The following is a 24,385-nucleotide window of genomic DNA, read 5'->3' on the forward strand; positions in this document are numbered from 1 at the left end:
GCCTGATGATAAAAGAGGCAATGCTTTATGAAAAACTTCCGAATGATAAGGTTCATTGTCATTTGTGCTCACATCATTGCCGCATATCAACTGGTGAATTCGGAATCTGCGGTGTAAGAAAAAATAGAGAGGGAGCGCTTTATACACATGTATATAAAGAGGCGATTGCAGCAAATGTTGATCCAATAGAAAAAAAGCCTTTATATCATTTTTTGCCTGGGACAAGCTCTTATTCGATTGCCACAGTAGGCTGCAATTTCAAATGTGGCTTTTGTCAGAACTGGCAGATATCTCAAAGCAATAAAAAAGACAATAATAATGCGGCTGGACACGAGTTAAGTCCGCAAGATATTGTTAAAGAGGCAAAAAGGTTAAATTGCAAAAGCATCTCATATACATATACAGAGCCAACTATCTTTTTTGAATACGCTTTCGATACTGCCAAATTAGCTAAAGATAACGGTTTGTATAACAATTTTGTTACAAATGGATACATGAGTGAATCCGCCCTTTGTAAGATTGTTCCTTTCTTGGATGCGGCAAACGTGGATTTGAAGTCTTTTAATGATGATTTCTATAGAAAGATTTGTCAGGCTAGGTTAAAGCCGGTCCTGGATTCCATCAGACTTATGAAGAAATTGCGCATCTGGGTTGAGGTTACTACGCTTTTAATACCCAGGCACAATGATTCAGAGGAAGAGCTTGAGAAAATAGCGGAGTTCATTGCTTCTGTTGGCGTTGAGATTCCTTGGCATATTAGCAGGTTTCGTCCTGATTATCAATTTAGGGATGCTGTTAGTACTCCAATAGATATATTAAACAAGGCAAAAGCGATAGGAGAGAAGGCGGGATTGCGTTATGTATACCTAGGAAATGTATTTGAAGGCAATGACACTTATTGCTATAATTGTAAACGCCTGCTCATTAAAAGGAGTGGTCTGGGAATGGCTTATCTTGAGCTTAGTAATGGGCAATGTCCAGATTGCTCTACTGCCCTAGAAGGGGTTTTTTGATATCCGAGGTTGCGATAATTTGCTGAAAGGGCAAGGAACAATAAAAAGGATTATAAAGATACTGCGCAAGACTTACCCTAAAGCGCGCACTACACTCTTTTTTAAGAGCCCTTTGCAGATTTTGATATCTACTATTCTTTCAGCTCAATGCACTGACGAGCGAGTTAACAAGATTACACCAGCGCTTTTTAAGAAATACCCCAGTGCCGCTTGCTTTGCTAAGGCAAAACAGTCTGTTTTAGAGCGGGAAATTCGCTCGACTGGATTTTATAGGAATAAGGCAGGAAATATCATTGCCGCAGCAAAGAAAATAGTAACTGAATTTTCAGGCAAGGTCCCGGATAATATGTCAGATTTGGTTAGCCTTTCGGGGGTTGCAAGAAAAACTGCCAATATTGTATTATCCAGTGCATTCAAGAAAAGCCAAGGCATTGCCGTAGATACGCACGTAAGGCGCCTATCGCAGAGATTGGGTTTGAGTGATCAAGAAGATCCTGAAAAAATAGAACAGGATTTAATGAAGATTGTTCCTGAGAAGGACTGGCTTGATTTTAATTATCTGTTTGTAGACCATGGCCGGGCAATCTGTCAGGCACGCAGGCCTATGTGTTTGAAGTGCGTAATGAAGGCCCTTTGTCCATCTGCGAAAATTTTCTTAGGTTGATTTTTAAAAAAATATGAAAACAGTCAGAATTTCGTTAGCTCAGGTTAACAGTGTTGTGGGAGATATAGCTGGTAATTCTCAGAAAATTATCAGCTATATTAAGGCAGCCAAGACCATACAGGCAGATATTGTGGTATTTCCTGAATTGGCTCTTTCTGGCTATCCTCCGGAAGATCTACTCCTAAAGCCGCATTTCATTAAAGAAAATAACCTTTATCTTAAAAGGATACTCAAGGCATCTGAGAAAATCGTCACTATACTCGGCGTTCCTTATGCTTATAAGCATAAGCTCTTTAACGCTGCTGCTATTATTTACAATAAAAGGCTTCTGGGATTTTGTAAAAAGATACAGCTTCCTAATTATGGTGTTTTTGATGAATTGCGCTATTTTGATTCAGGCGAGGCGGCCTGTATCCTGGCTTTTAAGACTGGTCTAAGAGTGGGAGTTAATATTTGCGAGGATATCTGGCATGCGCCTGGTCTGGCCCAGACACAGAGCCTTAAAGGCCAAAGCAGCATTATTATCAATATATCTTCTTCTCCATATCATGCTAATAAAATACATCTACGCCAGAGATTATTAGCCAAAAGAGCAAAGGAAACACGAAATTTCATTGCCTATTGTAATCTAGTCGGCGGTCAAGATGAACTTATTTTTGATGGCGCAAGCATGGTAATTGATCCAGAAGGAAAGGTAGTTGCCCGCGCAAAACAGTTTTGTGAAGATTTATTAACAGTTGACATAGTTACATCGAAACGAACAAGAAAATTTTATTCCAGAGTCTCAACTTCGCTAAGGCTTGAAAGAATTCGCATAGCGCATAAGATAACCAGAAAGAAGATTGATATTTTAAATCGTATAGAGAAAATACATAAACCTTTGGCAGAGATATATGATGCCTTGGCCTTAGGACTTAAGGATTACGTAGCTAAAAATGGTTTCAAACGAGTAATCTTAGGCTTAAGCGGTGGCATAGATTCAGCATTGGTGGCAGCAATCTCAACTGATGCAATTGGAAAGAATAATGTAGTAGCAATTTTGATGCCTTCAATGTTCTCTTCCAAGGAAACTCAAAATGATGCAAAGCGCTTAGCAGCTAATTTAGGGATAAAGTTATGGGTTATTCCGATTAATAATATTTATAAACAGTATCTTATGACTCTAAGAGAGCCATTTGGAAGTAGAGATGTAGATATCACTGAGGAAAATCTGCAGGCGCGTATTCGCGGCAATCTCCTGATGGCATTCTCTAATAAATTTGGCTATCTTGTTGTAACCACAGGAAACAAAAGCGAATTAAGCGTTGGTTATTGTACGCTTTATGGAGATACAGCAGGCGGTTTTGCCCTTATTAAGGATGTACCTAAGACATTAGTTTATAAATTAGCCCGCTTTAAAAATGAAAAAGAGGCTAAGGAGATTATCCCCAAGTCACTTTTTAAACGCGCTCCCAGCGCAGAATTAAAAAAGAATCAGAGAGATCAGGACACGCTGCCGCCTTATTCAGTGCTTGACTCAATCGTTGATGCCTATGTCCAAAAGGATAAGTCAGTCGCGGCAATGCTAAAGGCAAAGTTAAGCAAGAAGGCGATAAGAGGCGTTGTTGCATTGATCGATAAGAATGAATATAAGCGTAGGCAATATGCACTAGGTGTTAAGATTACACCTAAGGCCTTTGGTCGCGACCGTCGCATGCCAATAACGAATAAATTCACTCAATAAGACCTTAAGGAGATGATATGAAGCAGATAAGGTTTGATTTTAACAATATGTTTAGCTTTAATATTAGAAAAGAGCACGCTGTATCGCCTGAGGAATTGCAGCGAATGGGAAAGGTGCTCAAGAAGGCGCATCTACATTTACGAGATGTTATTAAAAATCCGACGTCCAGAGTAAATCTGGGATTAGAGTGGGTAAGGCTGCCGTATCAGGACAGAAGGCTTATTAAGACTATTGCTACTTTAGGCTCACATATAGCAACAAGATATGAAAACGTGATATCGATTGGGATTGGCGGTTCATATCTAGGACTTAAGGCAGCTCAAGATGCCTTCTGCGGTAGTTACTATAATGAATTCAGTAAGGCAAGGGGAAGACGGCCGAGAATATTCTTTGAAGGCAATAATCTTGATCCTGACACCTTGGGCGTACTATTAAAAAATTTAAACCCCAAGAAGACATTTGTTATCGTGATTTCAAAGTCAGGTGAGACAATAGAGGCCAAGGCTGCCTTTGCTGTAGTCGAGCAGTGGCTTAAAGACAATATAGGCGCTAAGTATGGACGCCAGATTTTTGCCATTACAGATCCTGCATCAGGCTCATTGCGCAGGAGAATAATCAATGAGCAGGCAAAAGATATATATAGCTTTCGCAATCTGCCTTTATTCAAAGGCGTAGGCGGTAGATATTCAGAGTTTAATATGGGCCTTCTGCATCTGGCGATTATTGGTGTTAATATCTCCGAGGTACTTAGAGGCGCCCGAGAAATGGCAGAGAAGTGCAGCAAAATTTCCGTTTATCAGAATCCTGCTTATTTGTATGCAGCATTACAGTATATCCTTTATAAAAAGAAGGGAAAGACTATTTCAATTCTAATGCCATTTTCGCAAACGTTAAAATCTACAGGGGACTGGTATGTTCAGCTACTATCTGAGAGTCTTGGTAAAAAGTATGAAAGAAAGATTAAGGTAATTGCCAATGGCCAGGAGGATTGGAGCGATGATCTGGCGCGAATTGCAAATGTCGGCAGGACCCCTATTGTCTGTAGTGGAACCACTGATTTACATTCAGTTGCCCAGAATAATGTAGAAGGAGAGAATAACAAGACGATAACTTTTATCCGTGTAGAAAAATTCCGCAATAATGTTAAGGTGCCAAACACAGGAGATTTTATCTCAGCTAAATCCTTCGCTGACTTGTTGAATTTAGCCCAAGAGGCAACCGAGTGGTCACTAGTCAGAGCCCAGAGACCGAATTGCACGATTAGCCTGCCTGAGGTCTCTGCTTATTACTGGGGTGGGCTTTTATTTTTCTTTGAGATGGCTGTCGCCTTTGAAGGCGAGTTGCTGAATGTCAACGCCTTTAATCAGCCCGGCGTAGAAGGATACAAAAATTACATGTATTACAAATTAGCTAAGCCAGGATTGCCGAAAAGAATCAAGAATGAGATTAAAAGCAAGACCTTAATTAAAAAAGAAAAATTTATAATATGAACTAAATTTTAGGCAATGAGAGGATTTTAGCGATTGTGGATAATGAAAGTCAACTAGCAAAGGCCAAAGCAGAAGATCTAGCAGATTATATTTCTTATAGTGATGGTTCTATTGTTAGTAAGACCTTGTTGGATAAGAAGGCCGGGACTGTTACCCTTTTTGCATTTGATAGCGGTCAGGGTTTAAGCGAACACAGAGCGCCATTTGATGCCATGGTTTATATCTTAGATGGATGCGCTAAAATATTTATCGCTGGTAAACCTCAAAACGCAGCTGCGGGTCAGATTATAGTTATGCCTGCCAATATTCCCCATGCAATAAAAGCTCAAGAAAGATTTAAGATGCTACTTATTATGATACGCTCTTAATGATTTATTTTTGGATTACTTATGGGAAGATCTAGAAAACCTATTTGTGTTGGTATCTTGCGTGAATCTCGAAAGGGAGAAAGGCGCACTCCCTTAGTGCCTCATGATGTGGATTGGTTAAATAAACGTGGTATAAAGGTAGAGGTTCAATCTTCATCTCAGCGCATATTTAGAGATAGCAGCTATAGTAGGAGCGGTGGAAAATTGGTAGATAGATTCAAAAAGGCAAAACTTATTTTAGGTATTAAGGAGCCTGACGTTAAAAGCCTACATGCGTCTAAAATCTATATGGTCTTTTCTCATACAATAAAAGGCCAACCTTACAATATGCCATTGTTGAAGAAATTTATAAGAAGAAATATTACATTGATTGACTATGAGAGAATCGTTGATGCTGAGGATAGGCGCTTTGTGTATTTTGGCCGCTTTGCCGGAATCTGCGGTCTCGTAGATAGTCTCTATTATTTAGGGGAGAGGTTAAACTCCAAAGGTATAAGACGGCATCCTTTTTCACTCCTTTCTCCTGCCCATCGCTATAACTCATTTGATGAAATAAAGCAGGACATTAAGAAAGTGGCACGCTGGATACGCACTAAAGGTTTTACAAGGCATATCTCACCCTTTGTTATCGGCATTACAGGTCACGGCCGTGTAAGTCAGGGGATTCAGGAGATTCTACAATGTTTGAATCCCACAGAGATTCACCCCCGCGATATGCAAAAATTTATCAGAGAAAAGAAAGGCATGAGAAACAAGATTTATAAGATTGTTTTATTGCGCGAAGAAAAAATACGCTCTAAAACAGGCAAGGGATTTTATTTTGAGGAATATTTACGTAAGCCGGGAGAATTCGAGTCAAATCTTGATAAATATTTATCTTCCCTTAATCTTTTTATCCATGCAAGCTATTGGGATAGTCGCTTCCCGCGCATGGTAACCAAGGAGATGATTCACGCATTATTAAGAAAAGGATCTTTTCGACTCGAGTTTATATGCGATATCTCTTGTGATATTAACGGTTCTGTAGAGCTGACATATAAAACGACTTCCTCAGCCAGGCCAGTCTTTGTATATAATCCTAAAAAAGATAAGTTCTATGAAGGATTAAAATCAGAAGGTATAGCAATTATGGCCGTTGATAATCTTCCTACAGAGCTGCCGCGTGATGCTTCAATAGAATTCAGTAGTCTTATTAGAGATTATGTCTATCAGATCGCTCTGCATGGTGTATTGGATATAAATAACCATGTCGCACTACCTGCTGAACTGCGCCGGGCTGTGATTACCCAGGGCAGAAGGCTTACAGCAGAATACAGTTATTTAAAAAAATTTATTAAAGCAGACTAATGCTTAAAAAAGAACAAGACATTACAATTTTGGCAATTGGCGATTTGGCGGATTTTGATTCCTTTAGAAAATTAGATAAGGAGAAGCACAACTTCAGTCTCTATGGTTTTGATTATGTAAGCTGTCACTATAGTCGACTTTTAGAGATGAAGTTACCCAAGATAAAGACAGAAAAAATTATTATATTTTTATTCTTTCCTTTTGATTACTGGAATAAATTTATCGAATACAAAAATTACCGAGGCATATACGGTAATCGCACCTTTTTTAAGAAATTCGTACACTTTTGGAAAGATGTTGAGCATGCGATTAAAAAGAGCCTGCCTCGAAAATCAGTGCTTTATATAAATCACCCTTACCTTTGCGGCCTGTATAGGGACAAGGTAGCAGTCAAAAGCAGGCTTAGCCATGTCAAGATACCTAATCCCAAGGGCCACACAAGCCGTGGGATTGTATATATTGAAAAATTAGTAAATAATGGCAATAATCTTTTCTTAAAGCCTCGTTATGGTTCAATGGGCAAGGGTATTACATTTTTAAGTATGTATAATTGGCAGACCAATTTCATATTTAAGAATAATAAAATTCATAGCCGTAGGTCAGACCGCGGCTGGAAATTCAGAGATATAACTGGTAAGAATATATTCTTGAGGAAACTTTTAAAAAAGGACATTATCATCGAGGATGCTATTAATCCTCTTGTGCTTAGAAGGAGGATGATTGATTTAAGGACTTATGTATTTTTTGGTAAGGTTATTTATATCTATCCCAGGAAGAATAAGCCGGATAAGATAACCACAAATATATCCCAAGGCGCGCGTGGCGATCCTGAACTTCTCAAGCGTCTGCCGCCAGCCCTGTTGAGAAAGGCCAGAGACAAAGCAATAAGGGTTTGTAAGGCCTTAAATTTAAACTTTGTGGGTATGGATATTATGCCTGACCGCGACCACAAACATATCTACATTATTGATGTAAATCTTTTTGCCGGTTTTCCCAAAAGAAAGACATTTAATCTTTCCCAGAGTCTGATTAAACATCTTGCGCGTTTAAATAAGCAGGGCACACTTCATTTTCAAAACCATGTCTAGCCTTTTTAGGTATTCAATTATAAAAATAATTCTTATAAATATTTTCGTTTTTTCTTTCTCTATTAGCGCCTTTGCTGAGCAGGTATTCTTGAAGAATGGCGATAGGATTAGCGGTGAAATCATTGAAGATGATACAGGGGCGATTAAAATCAACAGCGAGGCAACAGGAGTAATTTCTATTGAAAGAAGTTTTGTCGAGCGCATCCTCAAAGATGAGAAGGCCAAAGAAACAGACCTTGCTGGAGAAGTTCCTAAGGCCTGGGAAAGAAAGATCTCATTAGGTTTTAATAAGTCAGGCGGAAATACACAGCAGAGCCAGTTGGCATTTTCTTTATTTGCTAATCGTAAAAGCGAATTTAATGAATTTACAGTTGGTGCTGAGGCATTTTATTCTTCTTCAGAAAATAAAATGGACACTCAGAGATCCAGCGTTTTCATACGTTATGCCTCTAGTTTTGGTGAAGAGCTCAACTGGTATAATTTTTACAAATTTGAAGCTGAGCATGATAGATTCGCTGATATAGATTATCGTTTGGTGCCATCAATTGGTTTAGGCTATTGGTTTTCTGATGAAGAGTCTTTCAAGGCGCTGTCTGAATGCGGTTTAGGCCTTGAGCATACAAAATTTAGGATAGATAATAAAGATAATGATGAGATTATTATAATTCCACGCGTCTTCCTAGAAAAGAAACTTGTGCATGATTCGAGGATATCACAGGATTTACTTTTATATCCAACATTGGATGAATGGAGCCGGTACAGGTTGCATTCTGAGACCTCCTTTTTAAATCCTATCAGCGACAGTTTGTCAATCCGCCTTAGTTTTATTGATGACTATAATTCTGACCCTCCCGGCAATACCAAAAAAAATGATTTTCGTTTGATATCCGCTTTAGAATATTCTTTTTAAGGTAAAAATGAGAATACTAGTTCAGCGCATCAAGACGGCAAGAGTGATTGTTGAATCTCAACAGGCTGCGGCTATTGGCCAGGGTTTATTGCTTTTTGTTGGCATAAGCAAAGATGATACCCTGAATGATCTGGAATATCTTTGCAACAAAGTACTTAATTTACGTATCTTCCCAGATAGCGAGGGAAAGATGAATTTAAGTATAAGACAGATAAATGCTGAAATTTTAAGCGTGCCTCAGTTTACGCTTTATGCTGATATAAGTAAGGGAAACCGTCCTGGTTTTGAAGAGGCAGCAGAGTCTCCAGTTGCAAAAGGACTTTGGGAGAAGTTTGATTCTTTACTTATTGAGAATGGCGTGATTGTCAAGAGGGGTGTTTTTGGTGTGGATATGCAGGTGGAATTGGTTAACGATGGTCCCCTGACAATATGGCTTGATTCAAAAAAAAAGGGGGGGGGGTCTTAAGAAAATCTAAAATTTCTCTTGACAAATGATACTAAAACGGTATCATTTACTTAGGGCAAGGGTATGAAGCTACTTACACGTGATACTGATTATGCAGTTAGGGCGCTCCTGTTTATAGCTAGACAGAACAGGAAGATAGTCTCTGTCAGGGAGTTGGTCAGGGAGTTAAGGATTCCCAAGCCATTCTTAAGAAAGATTTTACAGATCCTGAATCAAAAGAAATTGCTGCATTCTTTTAAAGGTCAAGGCGGTGGGTTTAGATTAGCCAGGCCTGCTGAGAGGATATTGTTGACTGATTTGATATCAATATTTCAGGGAAAGGTAAGATTTAACGAATGTATGTTTAAAAAGAGTATTTGTCCTGAAATAAAGATATGCGCGCTTAAGAAGAGATTAGATGAAATTGAACGATATGTAGTAAAAAAATTAAGCTCAATCACGATAGGGTTATTGTTAAAAGAAGAAAGGGCCAGCTATGGCAAAAAGAAAGATTATAAGAATCGATGAAGAAAAGTGCAATGGTTGCGGTTTGTGCATTCCAAATTGTCCGGAAGGCGCATTGCAGATGATAGATAAAAAGGCAAGGCTTATAAGCGACCTTTGTTGTGATGGTTTAGGTGCTTGTATTGGTTATTGTCCGGAAGGAGCTATAACCGTAGAAGAAAGAGAAGCAGGCGAGTATGATGAAAAAAAGGTTATGGAGAATATCGCAAGGCAGGGCAAGAATGTTATAAAAGCGCACTTAGAGCACCTTAAAGAACATGGTCAGACTAAGTATTTTAAGCAGGCACTTGAGTTCTTGAAAGAGAGAAACATAGAAGTACCTCTAGAAGTTAAGGCCTCACATAGTGCCATGGCGCATTCTGGCTGTCCGGGTTCAAGGATCATGGATTTTAGAAGTAAAAAAGAGCCAAAGAACAGAAAGGCGTCAAAAACAGTCGGAGTATCTCAATTAAGACAATGGCCAGTCCAAATCACGCTTGTACCGCCATTTGCCCCTTATTTAAATAATGCAGACCTATTAATTGCTGCTGATTGTGTGCCTTTTGCCTACGCTGATTTTCACCAGGACCTACTTAAGGATAAGGTCTTGCTTGTGGGTTGCCCTAAATTGGATGATGTAGATTCCTATGAGGAAAAGATCACTCAAGTTTTGACTAATAATAATATAAAATCAATAACCTATGCACACATGGAAGTTCCTTGTTGTTTTGGCTTGATTGAGCCGATCAAGTCTGCAATTAAGGTATCAGGCAAAGATGTCGCTTTCAAAGAGGTTGTTATAGGCATTAAAGGTGAGAGGCAGAAATGAAATTCCAATGCCCAGGGGCTGGTACTATTAGGCAGCCTAGTCCTGAATTTATAAGATGTCAGAATTGCGGCAGAGAGGTTGAGATCTGGACAGATGAGATTAAGACGACTTGCGCTAAATGTAATAAGACTATTATGCGTCAAGCTGGCCAGAGTTGCCTTGATTGGTGCAGGTTCGCAAGAGAATGCGTTGGAGAAGAGAAATATAATAAATACAAAAAGAACAAAGAAGAAACTCATAAGAAAAGCAAATAGATTTAGCAAAGGAGTTAATATAGATGTTGCAGGATTTGGCTTCTAAAAAATGCATTACTTCCCGGCCAAGATTGATCGCTTAACTTAAAATGTCAAAAGGAACGCTTACAGAAAGAATTAAAAGGACGAGCACGGTAGAAAGTTTTAGGTTTGTTTTTGATGAGAAGATTAACTTTTTGCCAGGGCAGTTTTGCCAAGTTATGTTTGATGAGCAAAGTAAAACTAGTAGTGAACTAAATAAATATCTATCGATTTCTTCTTCGCCTACAAAGGAATACATGGAGGTTACAAAGAAGTTAAGTGAGAGCGAGTTTTCAAATCGATTAAGGAGTTTAAAAGAAAGCGATCAGGTTTCCTTCGGATTGCCTTTAGGCAACTGTGTATTTAAAGATGCCTATAAAAAAATTGGATTCCTGATAGGCGGAATAGGCATAACTCCTGTTATATCAATTATAGAATATATTATGGATAAGGGCCTAGGGACAGAGGTTGAATTGTTTTATTCTAACAGGAGGCTTGAGGATATTGCCTTTAAAAAGGAATTGGACTATTGGCGTAGTAAGAATCAGAATATTAAGCTATTTTATACTTTAACTGATTCTGGATGCGATAGCAAAGATTGTATCCTGGGTCGTATAAGCAAGGATTTACTGCTTGAGAAAACCAAGGATTTCAATCAGAGAGAATTTTTTATTTTTGGCCCGCCTAAGATGGTAGATGCAATGAAGAATATATGTTTGGATATGGGTTGTGAGCAAGAAAGAATAAAAACAGAAAAGTTTATCGGCTATTAAGAAGTTTTAATGCCTTAGTTAATAGAGAGGTGGGATATGAATAAGCCAGTTAAGATAGGTAAAGATATTTATTGGGTAGGCGTCATTGATTGGAATATAAGAAATTTCCACGGCCATACCTATAGCACTCTAAGGGGCACTACTTATAATGCCTATTTGATTTTGGATGATAAGGTTACCTTGGTTGATACTGTGATGGGTTCTTTTAGCAAAGGGCTGATTGATAATATAGCGCAGTTAATTGCACCAGAAAAAATAGACTATATAATTTCCAATCATGTCGAGACAGACCATTCCGGAGCACTGCCTGAGATTTTAAAGCTTAATCCAAAGGCAAAGGTCTACTGTAGCGCCAAAGGCAAGGAAGGTCTTTTTAAACACTACTATGGCAATTGGGATTTTCAGGTTGTGAAGACTAATGATAAGTTGAAATTAGGCAAAAAGACATTGAGCTTTATCGAGACGCCTATGATTCACTGGCCGGATAGCATGTTTACCTATCTAGCCGAAGATCAGATTCTTCTTCCTAATGATGCCTTTGGCCAGCATTATGCAACAAGTGAGCGATTCGATGATGAGGTAGATGAGTGTGCGCTTATGGATGAGGCAGCCAAATACTACGCAAACATACTCATCCCTTTAAGCCCTATCATTTTAAAAAAGATACAGGAGTTAGTAAAAATGAATTTGCCTATTAAGATGATTGCTCCTAGCCACGGTATTATTTGGCGCAGAGATCCAGGCAAGATAATTAATGCCTATACTTCTTGGGCCAAGAATGAGACCAAATCTAAGGTAATTGTTGTCTATGAGACGATGTGGCAGTCCACAGAGAAAATGGCAAGAAAGATTACAGAAGGCCTAACTGATGCTGGTATTTCAGTAAAACTTTTTGATATTGCCCAGACTGACCGCACTGAAGTTATAAAAGAGTTGCTTGATGCAAAGGGTATCTGCCTAGGCTCTTCGACCCATGATAATGATATGCTTGCGAATATAGCTTCGTTTTTAGAGTTGCTAAAAGGGCTTAAACCAAAAAACAGGGTTGCGGGTGCGTTTGGTTCTTATGGTTGGGCAGGTGGGGCCCTAAAGGAAATTGAGAATGCCGTAGGGGCATCCGGCATTAAGTTAGTGCAACCTTCTTTAGGAGTTAAGTATGTTCCAGATGATAAAGAATTAGAGGCGTGCTATAATTGGGGAAAGGATTTCGCCAAAAATATATGATAGAGGGAGGAAGGCATGAAGAAATATCGTTGTATTGTTTGTGGTTATATCTATGATCCGGCAAAGGGTGATCCAGATAATGGGATAAATCCTGGTACTTCTTTTGAGGACTTACCTGCATCCTGGGTTTGTCCTGAATGTGGCGTAGGTAAGGATAGCTTTGAAGAGGTCGCAGATTAGGTCTTAAAGAGAGGGGATGTATATGAAGCACTTAACTGAAGAAATCATTTATTTTTTTAGAAGTCAGAACTTTATTGTAGTTTCTTCTGTTGATAAAGGAGGCAGTCCGCATGCCTCATGCAAAGGCCTGATAGATATAAACAAGAATGGCCGAATATATCTCCTTGACCTTTATAGAAAAAAGACATTTGAAAATTTAAAACGAAACCACAATATAAGTATTACAGCTGTAGACGAGCATCATTTTAGAGGTTTCTGCCTTAAGGGAAAGGCAAGATTAGTCGAGGCAGAAAAACTCAAATCTCATATCTTAAAGGCCTGGGAAGAGAAAATTGTTGATAGAATAACCAATCGCGTGTTGAAAAATATACATGGAGAAAAAGGTCACGCAAAACATCCTGAGTCACGCCTGCCTAGACCGGCATATATGATTGTTATGGAGACAGAGGAGATAGTTGATCTTACTCCAGCCCATATTAAATAAATGAAAAATTAATTTAGGAGGTGTATTATGAAAGGATTTGTATGTAAGGTTTGTGGATTTATATCCATAAACGGTAGTGCGCCAGATAAATGTCCTGTCTGTGGCGCGCCAAAGACAGCTTTTATAGAGAAAGAGGATGCGATTAAAGAGCCTCAGGATGCAAAAAATCTTACGGAATTAGAGAAAAAGCACATTCCAGTTATTACTATCGTAAGGAAATGCGGCTTGATACCTGAAGGTTGTCAGGACGTACATGTAAAGATGGGGGAGATTCAGCATCCAATGGAAGAGAAGCATTATATTGTGCATATTGATTTTTATATTGATGCTGAGTTTATTTCCAGGGTGATATTAACGCCTGGCAGTCTTAATCCTGCAGCTGCCCTTCATATTAAGGCAACGAGCGGCAAGCTTTCTGTTATCGAACTTTGTAATTTACATGGCGCTTGGATAAAGGAAGAAGTATTATAGGAGGTAGTGATGCCTAAAAATGTCAAGGTTTATAGCACTCCCACATGTCCTTATTGTATTAAGGTCAAGCAGTTCTTGAAAGAGAGTAATGTTGATTTTGAGAATTTAGATGTTTCCACTGATCAGGAAAAGGCCCAGGAGATGATGAAAAAGTCAGGTCAGATGGGTGTGCCTGTATTAGATATTGAAGGTGAGATTATTGTTGGCTTTGACAAGGAAGCAATAACAAAAGCGCTGAATCTATAGTAGGGATATTTTTCTAAAGGAATTCCCATGGCAAAAGACCCTATTTGCGGGATGACGCTTAATGAGTCATCATCTTTAAAATTAGCACATAATGATAAGACGTATTATTTCTGCAGCGTGAATTGCCTTAAAAAATTTTCCCAGCAAAACAATATTAATCCGCAACAGCTCAAGGGATGTTTGATTTCTCCTAATGTCCCATTCTATAAGAACAAGAGCATAATTGTCGCTGCAATTTTGCTATCCTTAGTTTTGTTATCGTATCAATTTCCCTTGCTTGAGGCCTTTAGAAAATCCCTGCTGATGTATTTTAAGACTATTTGGTGGGCAGTCCTTTTAGGTTTTTTCCTGGGAGGTCTCATCGATTACTATGTACCGCGCGAATATGTTTCTTCAATTCTTGCCAAGCCAAGAAAACGCACAATTTTTTATTCAGTGATTTTGGGTTTTTTTATGAGTGCCTGCTCTCACGGTATATTAGCCCTGTCTATAGAACTTCACAAAAAAGGAGCTTCTAACCCGGCTGTAATAGCCTTTTTACTTGCAAGTCCCTGGGCTAATTTGCCGCTTACAATAATGCTAATAGGATTTTTTGGCTTAAAGGCCGCCTACATAATAATTTCGGCTATTGTAATCGCGATAATAACAGGATTTGTTTTTCAGTTTTTACAAAAACACAATCTTATAGAGACTAATGCTAATGTTACTAATGTTGGAAGCGATCTTTCTATAATAGCTGACATCAAGAGGAGATCTAGAGAGTATAAGCTAACAGTGTCTAATCTTAAATCTGATGCAAAAGGTATATATCAGGGAATGCTGTCTTTATCCAATATGGTGCTCTGGTGGATTTTAATCGGTATGGGCCTGGCAAGTTTGGCTGCTGCTTATATTCCTAAAGAAATATTCAGCAATTATATGGGCCCAACAGCAGGGGGTTTACTAGTGACGCTTATAGTTGCCACTATAATTGAGGTTTGCTCTGAAGGTTCTGCGCCTTTAGCCTTCGAGATATTCAGGCAAACAAAGGCCTTAGGAAATAGCTTTGTTTTTCTTATGGCAGGCGTAGTTACAGATTATACAGAGATAGGGCTCATATGGCATAATGTGGGCAAGAAGACAGCTATCTGGCTGCCTGTTATAACTGTTCCGCAGGTAATCTTATTAGGTTTTATTGCCAATAAAATTTTCTAAAGGCTCTACTATGATTTATGATCTTATTATTATTGGTGCTGGACCAGCAGGCATAACAGCGAGTGTTTATGCTGCGCGGAAAAAAATGAATTTTTTAGTTATTAGTAAGGATATTGGCGGTCAGGCTGCATGGAGCGGCGATATTGAGAATTATACAGGCTATCAGTTTGTTACGGGTCCTGAATTAGCAGCAAAGTTTGAGCAGCATCTGAGAAAATACGATTTTGTCTTGAAGGAGCAAGAAGAGGTAAGAGAGGTTAAGAAAGAGACAGATGTAATTATAGTTAAAAGCAATAAAGGCACTTATCAGGCAAAGACACTAATAATCGCCTCTGGCAAAAGATCAAGAGAATTAAATGTCAAAGGCGAAAAGGAATTCAAGAATAAGGGCCTTACATATTGCGCTACCTGCGATGGACCGCTGTTTTCTGGAAAGGATGTAGCAATTATTGGCGGCGGGAATTCAAGTCTGGATGCTGCACTGCAATTAATAAAAATAGCCAAGCGCATTTATATAATAAATATTAGCTCAGGGCTTGCTGGAGATGCTGTAATGCTGGATAAGGTCTTAGGCAACGAAAAGGTAAAGGTTTTTAATAACAGCTCTGTGACTGAAATTTTAGGAGATAAATTCCTCAGTTCCATTAAGATAAAGACTCAAGAAGGGCAAGAGGAGCTTTTGGTTTCAGGCGTTTTTGTTGAAATCGGCCTTAATCCAAATTCTGAATTTGCACCCAGCTTAGAAAGAAATGAACTAGGTGAAATTAAGGTGAACTTTCACAACGAGACAAATATTGAAGGAATCTTTGCTGCGGGTGATGTCACCAACGTCCCGGAGAAACAGATTATAATTGCCGCTGGTGAAGGCTCTAAGGCGGCTTTAAGTGCTTTTGGTTTTCTGGCTAGGAAAAGATAGATATATACTTAAAAATATTCCCTTCCTCTTGCGCCTGTTAGTTGTTGTTAAAAGAGGGATTGGAAAGGCCTGAGTTAAGAGAAAGGAGATAAGCATGCCTAAAACAAACATCGAGGAGTTGAATCTTTTTGGACAAAGTGTCTGGTTGGACAATATTAGTCGTTCTCTTATTGAAAGTGGTAAATTAAAAAGCTTAATAGCTAAAGGATTAAGAGGCATGACCTCTAACCCGACAATCTTTGATAAGGCTATCAGTAATAGTGATGACTATGATCAGAAGATAAGACAATTATCCTTTGAAGCTAGATCGACTTTTGAAATTTATGATGCTTTGACGATTGCTGATATTCAGGAAGCTGCTGATATATTTAGGCCTGTGTATGATGAGACTGATGCCCAAGATGGTTATGTGAGTTTAGAGATTAATCCTGAACTTGCAGCAAGACCTAAAGAGACCATAGAAGAAGGCAAGAGATTACACGGGATAGTAAATAGAGCCAATGTTATGCTTAAGGTGCCTGCAACTGATGCTGGATTTGAGGCCATTGAAGAGCTTCTTGCCTCTGGCATAAACATTAATGCTACTTTGATATTTTCCTTAGGCCAATATATTAAGACAGCGCAGGCTTATTTGAGAGGTCTTAGGCGGCTCTCAGCTGACTGTGGTGATTTGAGTAGAATAGTTTCAGTGGCGAGTGTTTTTGTAAGCCGCGTTGATACCAAAGTGGACAAAATGCTTGATGAGCGCATAGCAGAAGAGAGTGACGATTCAGTAAAAAAGCGACTACAGGCCTTAAAAGGAAAAGCAGCCGTGGCAAATTCAGCTATTATCTTTGGAAAATATTTAGAGATTTTTTCTGATAGTGAATTCAAGGAATTAGAAAAAAAAGGCGCTAAGGTTCAAAGGGCGCTCTGGGCCTCAACCAGTACCAAAAATCCAGCTTACAACGATATTAAATACGTAAGTGAACTCATTGCAAGGGATACAGTCAATACCCTGCCAGATAATACATTTGATGCCTTTCTAGAACATGGAGTAGTAAAACAGGCCTTAACAGCGGATATTACTCTAGTCCAAGCGGTTATTGATGATCTTAGGTGTTTTGACATTGACATAGATAGCGTATGTACAAAATTACTCCAGGATGGAGTAGTTGCATTTGAAAATTCGTTTCGCTCTCTTCTTGGTTCCTTAGAGGATAAGACTAAGAGGGTATGTGTTAAATAGGTTGGGTTAAATTAAGACGGGCCTCTTTTTTAATACAGAATTCCTCGAGTGCCTAAAATAAGGATTCAAATGAATTCGTATCTGCGAACTCGCCTGGACTCTGCAAAAGTCCCCTTGGTAATAATAGCCACAGTATATCTTATATTTATAATTATGAGATTTACTATCTTTGATTATGAGCCCTCAGACTTTATAGAGGCAGGTGAAATGTTTTGTGATCCTGATCTTGTTCCTGACGGCTTAAGAGTGCTTGGCGATAATTCCGCTGGCTACGATGGCCAATTTTATTATCGTATGGCGCTTGATCCATTTGGTTTTAAAACTGACGATTTCGGAATTACATTCGACGCCCCTTCTTATCGCCAACAACGGATTATGTATCCTTTAATTGTCTGGGGACTGTCGTTGGGACGTCCTGAGCTTGTTCCTATAATGATGATCTTGGTAAACTATTTTGCCTTGTGTTTAATCGCCTATTTAGGTGGACTTTTTGCCCAGTCAATGAAACAACATGCACTTTGGGGTCTTATTTTTGCTATATACCCAGGGTTTATCTTAAGTTTTGCGCGAGATCTTGCAGAAATAGTAGCAGTTTGTTTTTTGTTTTTGAGTCTATTCTTACTCCGAAACAACAAGCATCTCTTTGCTACCTTGTTTCTCACTCTGGCAATGTTTACGAGAGAGACCACGCTTATGGTTGCCGTAGCAGCTTTGTTAATTCGCTTCTTAGTGACAGATGAAGGCAAAAGTAATGATAAGTTGAAATGGTATTTTTTTGTAATACCTATTGTTTCATATTTTGGTTGGCAGTTATTTCTTTTTCTTAAGTGGGCAGAATGGCCTTTTCCTGTATCTAGTTATAATTTTGGTTTGCCATTGTTGGGTATTATAAATTTTTTCAAAGATAGAGAAAGAATTGACTTATTAGTATATTTTAGCGAGTTATGTTTCATTGTTGCATTTGCCATTTCCGTGCTAAAGTCTTTAGGCTCAACAGTAGCAACGAAACATGAAAAACTATCGTGGCTACTTTATGCAATTCCACTTTTATTTGCAAGCCGGGATTTTTGGGCAGAAGATTGGGGGTTTTTGCGTTTTCTTTCAGAATTTTATATTATTGGTTCCTTAATTATCCTCGGTTCAAAATTTAAACTAAAACTTCTAATATTTGTCTGTTCTCTGGTTTTTTGGCTATACTTGTTCAAAGATAGAATGCCATAATATCTATTTTATATAAGGAGAGCGCAATGGAAAAAAAGAAGATACTAGTAGTCGATGATGAACTTGATTGTCTAGAGGCAATAAAGCAGAGACTAGAGGCGAAGAATTATTTGGTGGTAGTTACATCCAAGGCTAAAGAGGTTTTTCCAACGGCAGAAAGGGAGGCACCCGACTTGATCCTTCTTGATATAGTAATGCCTGATATGAATGGATATGAGATATGTGAACTCCTAAAGCAAGGAAATAAGACAAGAGATATACCCATAATACTTCTTACAGGCGAAAGTCTAGAGCCCAGAAGTATTACCAAAAGATGCCTTAAATTAGGTGCTGACTCGTTTATTTTGAAGCCAATAGATATAGAAATACTTTTTAGTAAAATAAAAGAGTTATTAAAGGAAGAGTAGATCTTTAGAGGGAGAAATTATTGAGCAGGTCAAAGACGCGAAGATTTAAACGAGAAGGCAAGTTCTACGTATATATCCTTAAGTGTAAAAGCGGCACCTATTATACTGGCTATACAAACAATTTAGAAAATAGGATTAAAGAGCACAATGATGGAAAAGGTGCTAAATATACAAGAGACAGAAGGCCGGTTAAGCTGGTATGGAGCAGGGAATATAAATACTTTAAGAAGGCATTTTTAGAGGAAAAAAGAATTAAGAAATTAACGCGAGAACAGAAAAAAGAATTAGTAGATGCTAAAAAATAAGCTGATCTTAAAATTAATCAATTTACTCATGGTAATATGAAAGGAGGTTTGTATGGAAAACACAGTATTTATCGCTAAACTTCTTGGTCCTTACATGATCATTGTTGCATTAGGTATTATGTTGAACCTAAAGACCTATCAGAGGGTTATGGAGGATTTTTGTAAAAACACTGCCTTGGTTTATTTAGGCGGAATATTTGCACTTTTATTCGGTCTTCTTGTAGTGATAATCCATAATGTATGGGTAGCTAGCTGGGTTGTAATCATTACAATCTTTGGCTGGGGCGGGATCGTTAAAGGTATCTGGTTAATCATCTTTCCGAATACGATAGACAAATTTATGCAGGTATACCAGAAGAAACAAGCTTTATTAAAGGTCTACTTGGTCCTGATTCTTGCCCTCGGCGTATTCCTGACAATTAAGGGATATTTCATAGGTAGGCTTTGCGCTATTATGTGATAATTTTATTTGTTTTAGTAGTTTTAATTGGATTTTATGTTGGCAGACGTTGATGGCGATATGCATTGGGAGGCGTTGATGACTGTCAATGCCGTTTTGTTCTGTTCTGATTTACCATTTCGTGTTTCTAAAAAATATATGCCTTTTAGATATAGAAGGTTATCGGGTGATCCATTGGAAGATCACAGCGGGTTTAATTACGATATAGCACAGTCAGAAAGAGCATTTCATTAAGGGTCAATCAGGACTTTCGGATTACCGATGAGCACATTATTGCATGACTATTTTAAGTGTTTTAAGAAGATCAAATGCTCTAGTTCCTCTACCAAACAATTTATGTAATTTTAAGAATTTTGTTTGGTAATTTTTTTTCTTGACAATTGTTACCAAACATAATATACTATTTTTGGATATTTGTTAGGTAATTCTATAGGAGCGATTATGGGAGTTATTAAAGGTGTTCTTAAAGAAGAATTAGAGAATTCTTTAAGAATGAAGAAGAATTATGAAAAAGCACTTGAAGTGCATCCGGGAGGTTGTTTCATCCGCAAAAAGATACGCGGGCATAATTATTATTATTTAGCTGTCCGTCAGGGGAAGAAAGTCAAATTCATTTATCAAGGTAAAAAACTATCCAAAGAGGGCATTGCCAAGCTTGCGAAGTCAAAACAGCTTAGAAAGAAATACAAAAAACTGATTCAGAAGTTAAAAAAACGAATAAAATACTTAAGGAAAGTTTTGCATGGAAAAGAAGACGTTTAATTTATGTTTAGAAGTGTTAAGAAGATTCAATAACGCCGGAATATTGAAATCAGTTGTCGTGATTGGTAGCTGGTGTATTTATTTTTATAGATATTATTTTAAGTCGAAATCTTACTCTACTTTTATTAGAACTACGGATATTGATTTTTTAGTTCCTTTACCTTTTAAGTTCAATAAAGAATTAGATTTACGTGAATTCCTCGAAGATCTTGGATTTAGACAGGAATTTAGAGGCTCAAAGGGATATATTAAATTAGTGCACCCGGATTTAACTATTGAATTTCTCGTTCCGGAAAGAGGTCGCGGCAGTAATATGCCTTACCCTTTACCGGAATTGAAAGTTAATGCTGTGCGATTAAGATATCTAGATTTCCTTTTAGAAAATACGATGCTACTTAGTGCAAATGGAATGGAAATTCGCCTGCCTCATCCTGCGGCATACGCCTTGCATAAATTTATAATTTTTAAGCGTAGAAGAAAAATTGATAAGCATGATAGAGATATTGAAGGAGCGTTAAGGGTATTTTACGCATTGATACATAACAACGATCATAATGCTATAAGAAGCGTTTTCAACAAGATGCACCTTAAATGGCAAAAAACGGTTTTGCAGAATCTTGAATCTATTGAGGAATTTGAAATAATTGATATTTTGCAGAGCGAAGACCGTACTGGTTCTAAATTTAAATAACAAGTCCTTTGATCCCGTATGAAAATTTAAGGAATTAGTAATGAAACTTTATCTTAAAGTCTATATTAAGACTTTAAGATGGCCGATAGCTGCGTTATAGGGGGACTATGGAGAGGATAGCGGAGGTACTAGTTAAATTAGATTGAGCTTGAAAGGTGCAAATATAAAGAGAATAAAAGATGAGTTTTAAAAATAGGTTTAAACGCTGGTTTAAATTACGCTTTGCCATTATTTATCCTTTTGGTATCTTTGTAGTTCTCTCTAGCTATCCTGATGATAAGTCAATAATGAATGGGATTTGGTTTATTTTAATTGGTTTATTCCTGCGAAGTTGGGCGAATGGCTATGCAATAAAGTTAGAAAAACTCACTACTTCTGGTCCCTATGCTTTCGTAAGACACCCCCTTTATCTAGGTACGATTCTACTTGTTCTTGGTTTTATTATTATGCTGAAAATTTATTATCTAGGCACATTATTCTTCTTAATAATAATAGGAGTATACTACCGAACAATTAAAAAAGAGGAGCAGATGTTAGAACAAAAATTCAAACATCGATACATCGATTATAAAAATAAAATTCCAGCCATAGTGCCTGCGGTTTCTCCTTATCGTGAAGGCGAAAAATGGTCTTTTAGCTTGAAGCGTCTGATTAAAAGCCAAGAATATAAATTGTTTCTTTGGATGATCATTCTCGTAATTGCATTCCACTTAAAAGAGGAATTCTTAGTAGAACATGAAAAAATAGATACGAAAATAATTGTATTAATAGTTACTGCTTTTTTTCTGGGAATTATCGATTTTATAGGTGAAATAATAAGATGGAAAAAGAACGAGACTTAAATAAAAAAGTATACCTGAAAAATAATGATATTTTAGGTGTTGATTAAGCTGGAGGTAATATTATGAAACATTCACTAAAAGTAGGATTTAGTTTTGGCGTAACTTCTGGAATAATTACAACGCTTGGGTTGATGGTAGGGTTGCATTCAGGCACTAATTCGAAGCTAGTCGTTATAGGAGGAATTTTGACAATAGCAATAGCAGATGCATTTTCAGATGCATTGGGTATTCATGTCTCTGAAGAGATGGAAAATAAACATACTGCGAAGCAAGTGTGGGCGGCGACAATTGCTACATTTTTCTCTAAGCTTGTCTTTGCACTAACATTTATTATTCCAGTTTTGCTATTTGAACTTTCTACAGCAATTGTGATAGCTATAATTTGGGGATTATCTATACTTTCTCTTTTTAGTTATAGAATGGCTAGAAAACAGAGGGTAAATCCTTGGAAGGTTCTTGCTGAGCATTTGTTCATAGCAATAATCGTTATAATCATAACCCATTATCTTGGTGATTGGATAGCATCGAATTTTGCTTGACTCTTAATGGTGAATAGCAATAGTGATAATGTTTAGCCATTTGTAATGAATAACGATATGAAAGTTTTTATAAGGGCATGGGGATGACCGATGGTTGCACTATTACATGACGATAATTAAGATATTTAAACAAAGGCAGATATAGTGGATAGTTACGTTCAGAAACGATGGTGGGCTCAAGGATGGTTTGTTTTGAGCGTCATAACAGTTTTGAATTCCGGGGATACATTACTTAATTCCTGATAGATAAGCGTTATGTCTTCCGAATTCGTCTATAGACATTGCCACAAAGGGTGCGCGGTTAATGTCGCCTGATCATCCTCTTATTAGATCTACCTGTTCAGTCAGCACATGTTTTGGAGACAAAATAGCCAGTTACACCAATAATAAAGATAGAGGGTAAATGGAAGTTAAGGACTACTACGCAATTTTGGGAGTAGATGAAAGCGCTTCAAGTGAGCAGATAAAATCCGCTTACAGGAGTTTAGCCTTGAAGTATCATCCAGATAGGTGCCCCGAAGAGAAAAAGAAGGAATGTGAAGAGAAATTCAAGGAGATCGCAGCTGCATATTACGTTTTGGGAGATGCCAAACGAAAAAAGGAATACGATGATTACCGAAAAGGCGCTTATGAATTTAGGAGCGGGCAGGGCTCGGGAGATTTTGCTTCGCAAACAGGGTTTGATTTTGAAGACTTAATGAAGCATTTTCATGATCTTGGAGCACGCGGGGCCCGTCAGCAAGGGGGATTTAACAGATATTTCTTTTTTGATGACTTAACCGATATTTTTGAAGGGATGAGCTCAATGCAAGGCGATCAAGCCGGTGGTCCTTATACAGTTTATAACTTTACGGATACAGGGGGTCAACAAAAATATGATACAGATACATATGCAGACATGAAGATTCCTCGAAATGTTGCTTTAAATGGCGGTGAAGTTAAAGTTAAGTTGAGCGATGCAAGAACAATTAGTCTAAAAATAAATCCCGGCACAAAGAATGGCCAGAAATTAAGGTTAAAAGGCATCGGTAAAATGTGCCCTACGTGTGACCATAAGGGAGATCTAATAGTTACTATACGTTATTCATGAACAGGTATTTGAAGCAGGGAGGTTAATGATGGATAAAGATATCATAGGTATTGCAATAGGCGCATTTTTGGGTTTTTTGCTTGGCTATTTCGGCAAGTGTTCAACCGGTGTCTGTCCTTTGACGAGTAATAAATACATTAGTACTATTTATGGTGCATTATTAGGCTTTTTGATAGCTCGTTCCTTTTAGCTATAAGATTTATTCTACACAGTCAATGAAAATCTTTATAAATGAGTCTACGCAAGGAGGTTTTTATGAGCAGTAAAAAAAGTTTTAGTTTTGATGAAGCAAAGAAAATTGGAGAGCAACTAGGAATAAAGTGGGATAAGTTTGATGTAGAGCAATTTAGGCAAGGCATGGATGTGGAGTTAGAGCACGGGTTGCGTGATCAAACAACAAATGTTACGGGCAACGACCCCTTGACGACAGGGAAGATTGCGCTTGCGCACTTAGAAGAATTTCCTGATTATTATACGAGGCTTGCGAAGATGGAGAAAGAGGCAGAGGATTTTTGGGAAAAATAGCAATAATAGTCTTGTTTTAGAAATTAAAGGAGGCTTAACATGGGAGTACAAAAAGTGGATGAAAAATATCGTTGTAATGTATGCGGGAATGAAGTGACTGTTACTAAAGTTGGTGGTGGAGAATTAGTTTGCTGTAATCAGCCTATGGAGAAAATAGAAGGATAGACAGTC

34 protein-coding genes are annotated in these 24,385 nt (G+C 37.9%); all 34 read left to right on the top strand.

The genetic code is table 11. From position 1 onward, the window contains the following. The first annotated feature begins 5 nt into the window (after positions 1-5). The 34 genes from amrS (at position 6) to KJ593_03170 (ending at position 24,379) form a co-directional block, all read left to right on the top strand. Complete coding sequence (gene amrS, locus KJ593_03005) at positions 6-1,013, top strand: AmmeMemoRadiSam system radical SAM enzyme (GenBank protein ID MBU2540849.1); 1,008 nt, start codon at positions 6-8, stop codon at positions 1,011-1,013. A 1-nt stretch (position 1,014) separates the two neighbouring features. After that, on the top strand, positions 1,015-1,677 hold the full coding sequence (gene nth, locus KJ593_03010) for an endonuclease III (GenBank protein ID MBU2540850.1): 663 nt from the start codon (positions 1,015-1,017) through the stop codon (positions 1,675-1,677). A gap of 13 nt (positions 1,678-1,690) precedes the next feature. After that, a complete protein-coding gene (locus KJ593_03015) occupies positions 1,691-3,400 on the top strand; it encodes an NAD+ synthase (protein ID MBU2540851.1) in 1,710 nt (569 codons plus the stop codon). 17 nt (positions 3,401-3,417) lie between these two features. Then, positions 3,418-4,890, top strand: coding sequence for a hypothetical protein (locus tag KJ593_03020; protein MBU2540852.1), 1,473 nt, complete (start codon positions 3,418-3,420; stop codon positions 4,888-4,890). A 35-nt stretch (positions 4,891-4,925) separates the two neighbouring features. After that, positions 4,926-5,258: a cupin domain-containing protein gene (locus KJ593_03025; GenBank protein MBU2540853.1), complete on the top strand. Its 333-nt coding sequence runs from the start codon at positions 4,926-4,928 to the stop codon at positions 5,256-5,258. A 21-nt stretch (positions 5,259-5,279) separates the two neighbouring features. Further along, positions 5,280-6,605, top strand: a complete 1,326-nt coding sequence (locus tag KJ593_03030) for a hypothetical protein (GenBank protein ID MBU2540854.1) — start codon at positions 5,280-5,282, stop codon at positions 6,603-6,605. Then, on the top strand, positions 6,605-7,693 hold the full coding sequence (locus tag KJ593_03035) for a hypothetical protein (GenBank protein MBU2540855.1): 1,089 nt from the start codon (positions 6,605-6,607) through the stop codon (positions 7,691-7,693). The genes KJ593_03030 and KJ593_03035 overlap by 1 nt, the downstream gene beginning before the upstream one ends. After that, positions 7,686-8,603, top strand: coding sequence for a DUF481 domain-containing protein (locus KJ593_03040; GenBank protein MBU2540856.1), 918 nt, complete (start codon positions 7,686-7,688; stop codon positions 8,601-8,603). The genes KJ593_03035 and KJ593_03040 overlap by 8 nt, the downstream gene beginning before the upstream one ends. 7 nt (positions 8,604-8,610) lie before the next feature. After that, a complete protein-coding gene (gene dtd, locus KJ593_03045) occupies positions 8,611-9,069 on the top strand; it encodes a D-tyrosyl-tRNA(Tyr) deacylase (GenBank protein MBU2540857.1) in 459 nt (152 codons plus the stop codon). 63 nt (positions 9,070-9,132) lie between these two features. Then, positions 9,133-9,576: an Rrf2 family transcriptional regulator gene (locus KJ593_03050; protein ID MBU2540858.1), complete on the top strand. Its 444-nt coding sequence runs from the start codon at positions 9,133-9,135 to the stop codon at positions 9,574-9,576. After that, positions 9,545-10,381, top strand: a complete 837-nt coding sequence (locus KJ593_03055; protein MBU2540859.1) for a 4Fe-4S binding protein — start codon at positions 9,545-9,547, stop codon at positions 10,379-10,381. The genes KJ593_03050 and KJ593_03055 overlap by 32 nt, the downstream gene beginning before the upstream one ends. Next, a complete protein-coding gene (locus KJ593_03060; GenBank protein MBU2540860.1) occupies positions 10,378-10,635 on the top strand; it encodes a phosphohydrolase in 258 nt (85 codons plus the stop codon). The genes KJ593_03055 and KJ593_03060 overlap by 4 nt, the downstream gene beginning before the upstream one ends. Before the next feature lie 89 nt (positions 10,636-10,724). Beyond that, positions 10,725-11,429 (top strand): xylene monooxygenase, encoded by a 705-nt coding sequence (locus KJ593_03065; GenBank protein MBU2540861.1) that lies wholly within the window; start codon positions 10,725-10,727, stop codon positions 11,427-11,429. A gap of 36 nt (positions 11,430-11,465) precedes the next feature. After that, positions 11,466-12,653, top strand: a complete 1,188-nt coding sequence (locus tag KJ593_03070) for a flavodoxin domain-containing protein (GenBank protein ID MBU2540862.1) — start codon at positions 11,466-11,468, stop codon at positions 12,651-12,653. 15 nt (positions 12,654-12,668) lie between these two features. Further along, complete coding sequence (locus KJ593_03075; protein MBU2540863.1) at positions 12,669-12,833, top strand: rubredoxin; 165 nt, start codon at positions 12,669-12,671, stop codon at positions 12,831-12,833. Between the two features lie 22 nt (positions 12,834-12,855). Continuing rightward, entirely contained in the window at positions 12,856-13,317 is a 462-nt protein-coding gene (locus KJ593_03080) for a pyridoxamine 5'-phosphate oxidase family protein (protein MBU2540864.1), read from the top strand. Positions 13,318-13,344: 27 nt separating this feature from the next. Next, positions 13,345-13,788 (top strand): hypothetical protein, encoded by a 444-nt coding sequence (locus KJ593_03085; GenBank protein MBU2540865.1) that lies wholly within the window; start codon positions 13,345-13,347, stop codon positions 13,786-13,788. Positions 13,789-13,797: 9 nt separating this feature from the next. After that, positions 13,798-14,034: a glutathione S-transferase N-terminal domain-containing protein gene (locus KJ593_03090; GenBank protein MBU2540866.1), complete on the top strand. Its 237-nt coding sequence runs from the start codon at positions 13,798-13,800 to the stop codon at positions 14,032-14,034. Between the two features lie 27 nt (positions 14,035-14,061). Continuing rightward, positions 14,062-15,228 carry a permease gene (locus KJ593_03095; GenBank protein ID MBU2540867.1) on the top strand — a complete coding sequence of 389 codons (1,167 nt, stop codon included), beginning with the start codon at positions 14,062-14,064 and terminating at the stop codon, positions 15,226-15,228. 10 nt (positions 15,229-15,238) lie between these two features. Then, positions 15,239-16,144, top strand: coding sequence for an FAD-dependent oxidoreductase (locus tag KJ593_03100; GenBank protein ID MBU2540868.1), 906 nt, complete (start codon positions 15,239-15,241; stop codon positions 16,142-16,144). A gap of 94 nt (positions 16,145-16,238) precedes the next feature. Further along, positions 16,239-17,372: a transaldolase gene (gene tal, locus KJ593_03105; protein ID MBU2540869.1), complete on the top strand. Its 1,134-nt coding sequence runs from the start codon at positions 16,239-16,241 to the stop codon at positions 17,370-17,372. A 153-nt stretch (positions 17,373-17,525) separates the two neighbouring features. Continuing rightward, positions 17,526-18,593 carry a hypothetical protein gene (locus tag KJ593_03110; GenBank protein ID MBU2540870.1) on the top strand — a complete coding sequence of 356 codons (1,068 nt, stop codon included), beginning with the start codon at positions 17,526-17,528 and terminating at the stop codon, positions 18,591-18,593. Positions 18,594-18,619: 26 nt separating this feature from the next. Then, entirely contained in the window at positions 18,620-19,000 is a 381-nt protein-coding gene (locus tag KJ593_03115; GenBank protein ID MBU2540871.1) for a response regulator, read from the top strand. A gap of 20 nt (positions 19,001-19,020) precedes the next feature. Next, positions 19,021-19,305 carry a GIY-YIG nuclease family protein gene (locus KJ593_03120; protein ID MBU2540872.1) on the top strand — a complete coding sequence of 95 codons (285 nt, stop codon included), beginning with the start codon at positions 19,021-19,023 and terminating at the stop codon, positions 19,303-19,305. Positions 19,306-19,357: 52 nt separating this feature from the next. After that, a complete protein-coding gene (locus KJ593_03125; protein MBU2540873.1) occupies positions 19,358-19,765 on the top strand; it encodes a hypothetical protein in 408 nt (135 codons plus the stop codon). Positions 19,766-19,801: 36 nt separating this feature from the next. Then, positions 19,802-19,999, top strand: coding sequence for a hypothetical protein (locus tag KJ593_03130; GenBank protein MBU2540874.1), 198 nt, complete (start codon positions 19,802-19,804; stop codon positions 19,997-19,999). Positions 20,000-20,206: 207 nt separating this feature from the next. Beyond that, entirely contained in the window at positions 20,207-20,527 is a 321-nt protein-coding gene (locus KJ593_03135; protein MBU2540875.1) for a hypothetical protein, read from the top strand. Then, positions 20,508-21,218: a nucleotidyltransferase domain-containing protein gene (locus KJ593_03140; GenBank protein ID MBU2540876.1), complete on the top strand. Its 711-nt coding sequence runs from the start codon at positions 20,508-20,510 to the stop codon at positions 21,216-21,218. Before KJ593_03135 ends, KJ593_03140 begins: the two co-directional genes overlap by 20 nt. A 179-nt stretch (positions 21,219-21,397) precedes the next feature. Beyond that, positions 21,398-22,060, top strand: a complete 663-nt coding sequence (locus KJ593_03145) for an isoprenylcysteine carboxylmethyltransferase family protein (protein MBU2540877.1) — start codon at positions 21,398-21,400, stop codon at positions 22,058-22,060. A gap of 62 nt (positions 22,061-22,122) precedes the next feature. Continuing rightward, positions 22,123-22,599 (top strand): hypothetical protein, encoded by a 477-nt coding sequence (locus tag KJ593_03150; protein ID MBU2540878.1) that lies wholly within the window; start codon positions 22,123-22,125, stop codon positions 22,597-22,599. A gap of 403 nt (positions 22,600-23,002) precedes the next feature. Further along, positions 23,003-23,689: a DnaJ domain-containing protein gene (locus KJ593_03155; GenBank protein MBU2540879.1), complete on the top strand. Its 687-nt coding sequence runs from the start codon at positions 23,003-23,005 to the stop codon at positions 23,687-23,689. Positions 23,690-23,717: 28 nt separating this feature from the next. Beyond that, positions 23,718-23,879, top strand: coding sequence for a YtxH domain-containing protein (locus tag KJ593_03160; protein ID MBU2540880.1), 162 nt, complete (start codon positions 23,718-23,720; stop codon positions 23,877-23,879). A gap of 65 nt (positions 23,880-23,944) precedes the next feature. Further along, complete coding sequence (locus tag KJ593_03165; GenBank protein MBU2540881.1) at positions 23,945-24,214, top strand: hypothetical protein; 270 nt, start codon at positions 23,945-23,947, stop codon at positions 24,212-24,214. Between the two features lie 39 nt (positions 24,215-24,253). After that, positions 24,254-24,379 carry a desulfoferrodoxin FeS4 iron-binding domain-containing protein gene (locus tag KJ593_03170; GenBank protein MBU2540882.1) on the top strand — a complete coding sequence of 42 codons (126 nt, stop codon included), beginning with the start codon at positions 24,254-24,256 and terminating at the stop codon, positions 24,377-24,379. Positions 24,380-24,385: the final 6 nt, after the last annotated feature.

The sequence above is a fragment of the Candidatus Omnitrophota bacterium genome (genome assembly GCA_018830005.1).
Taxonomy (GTDB): Bacteria; Omnitrophota; Gorgyraeia; order JAHJTE01; family JAHJTE01; genus JAHJTE01.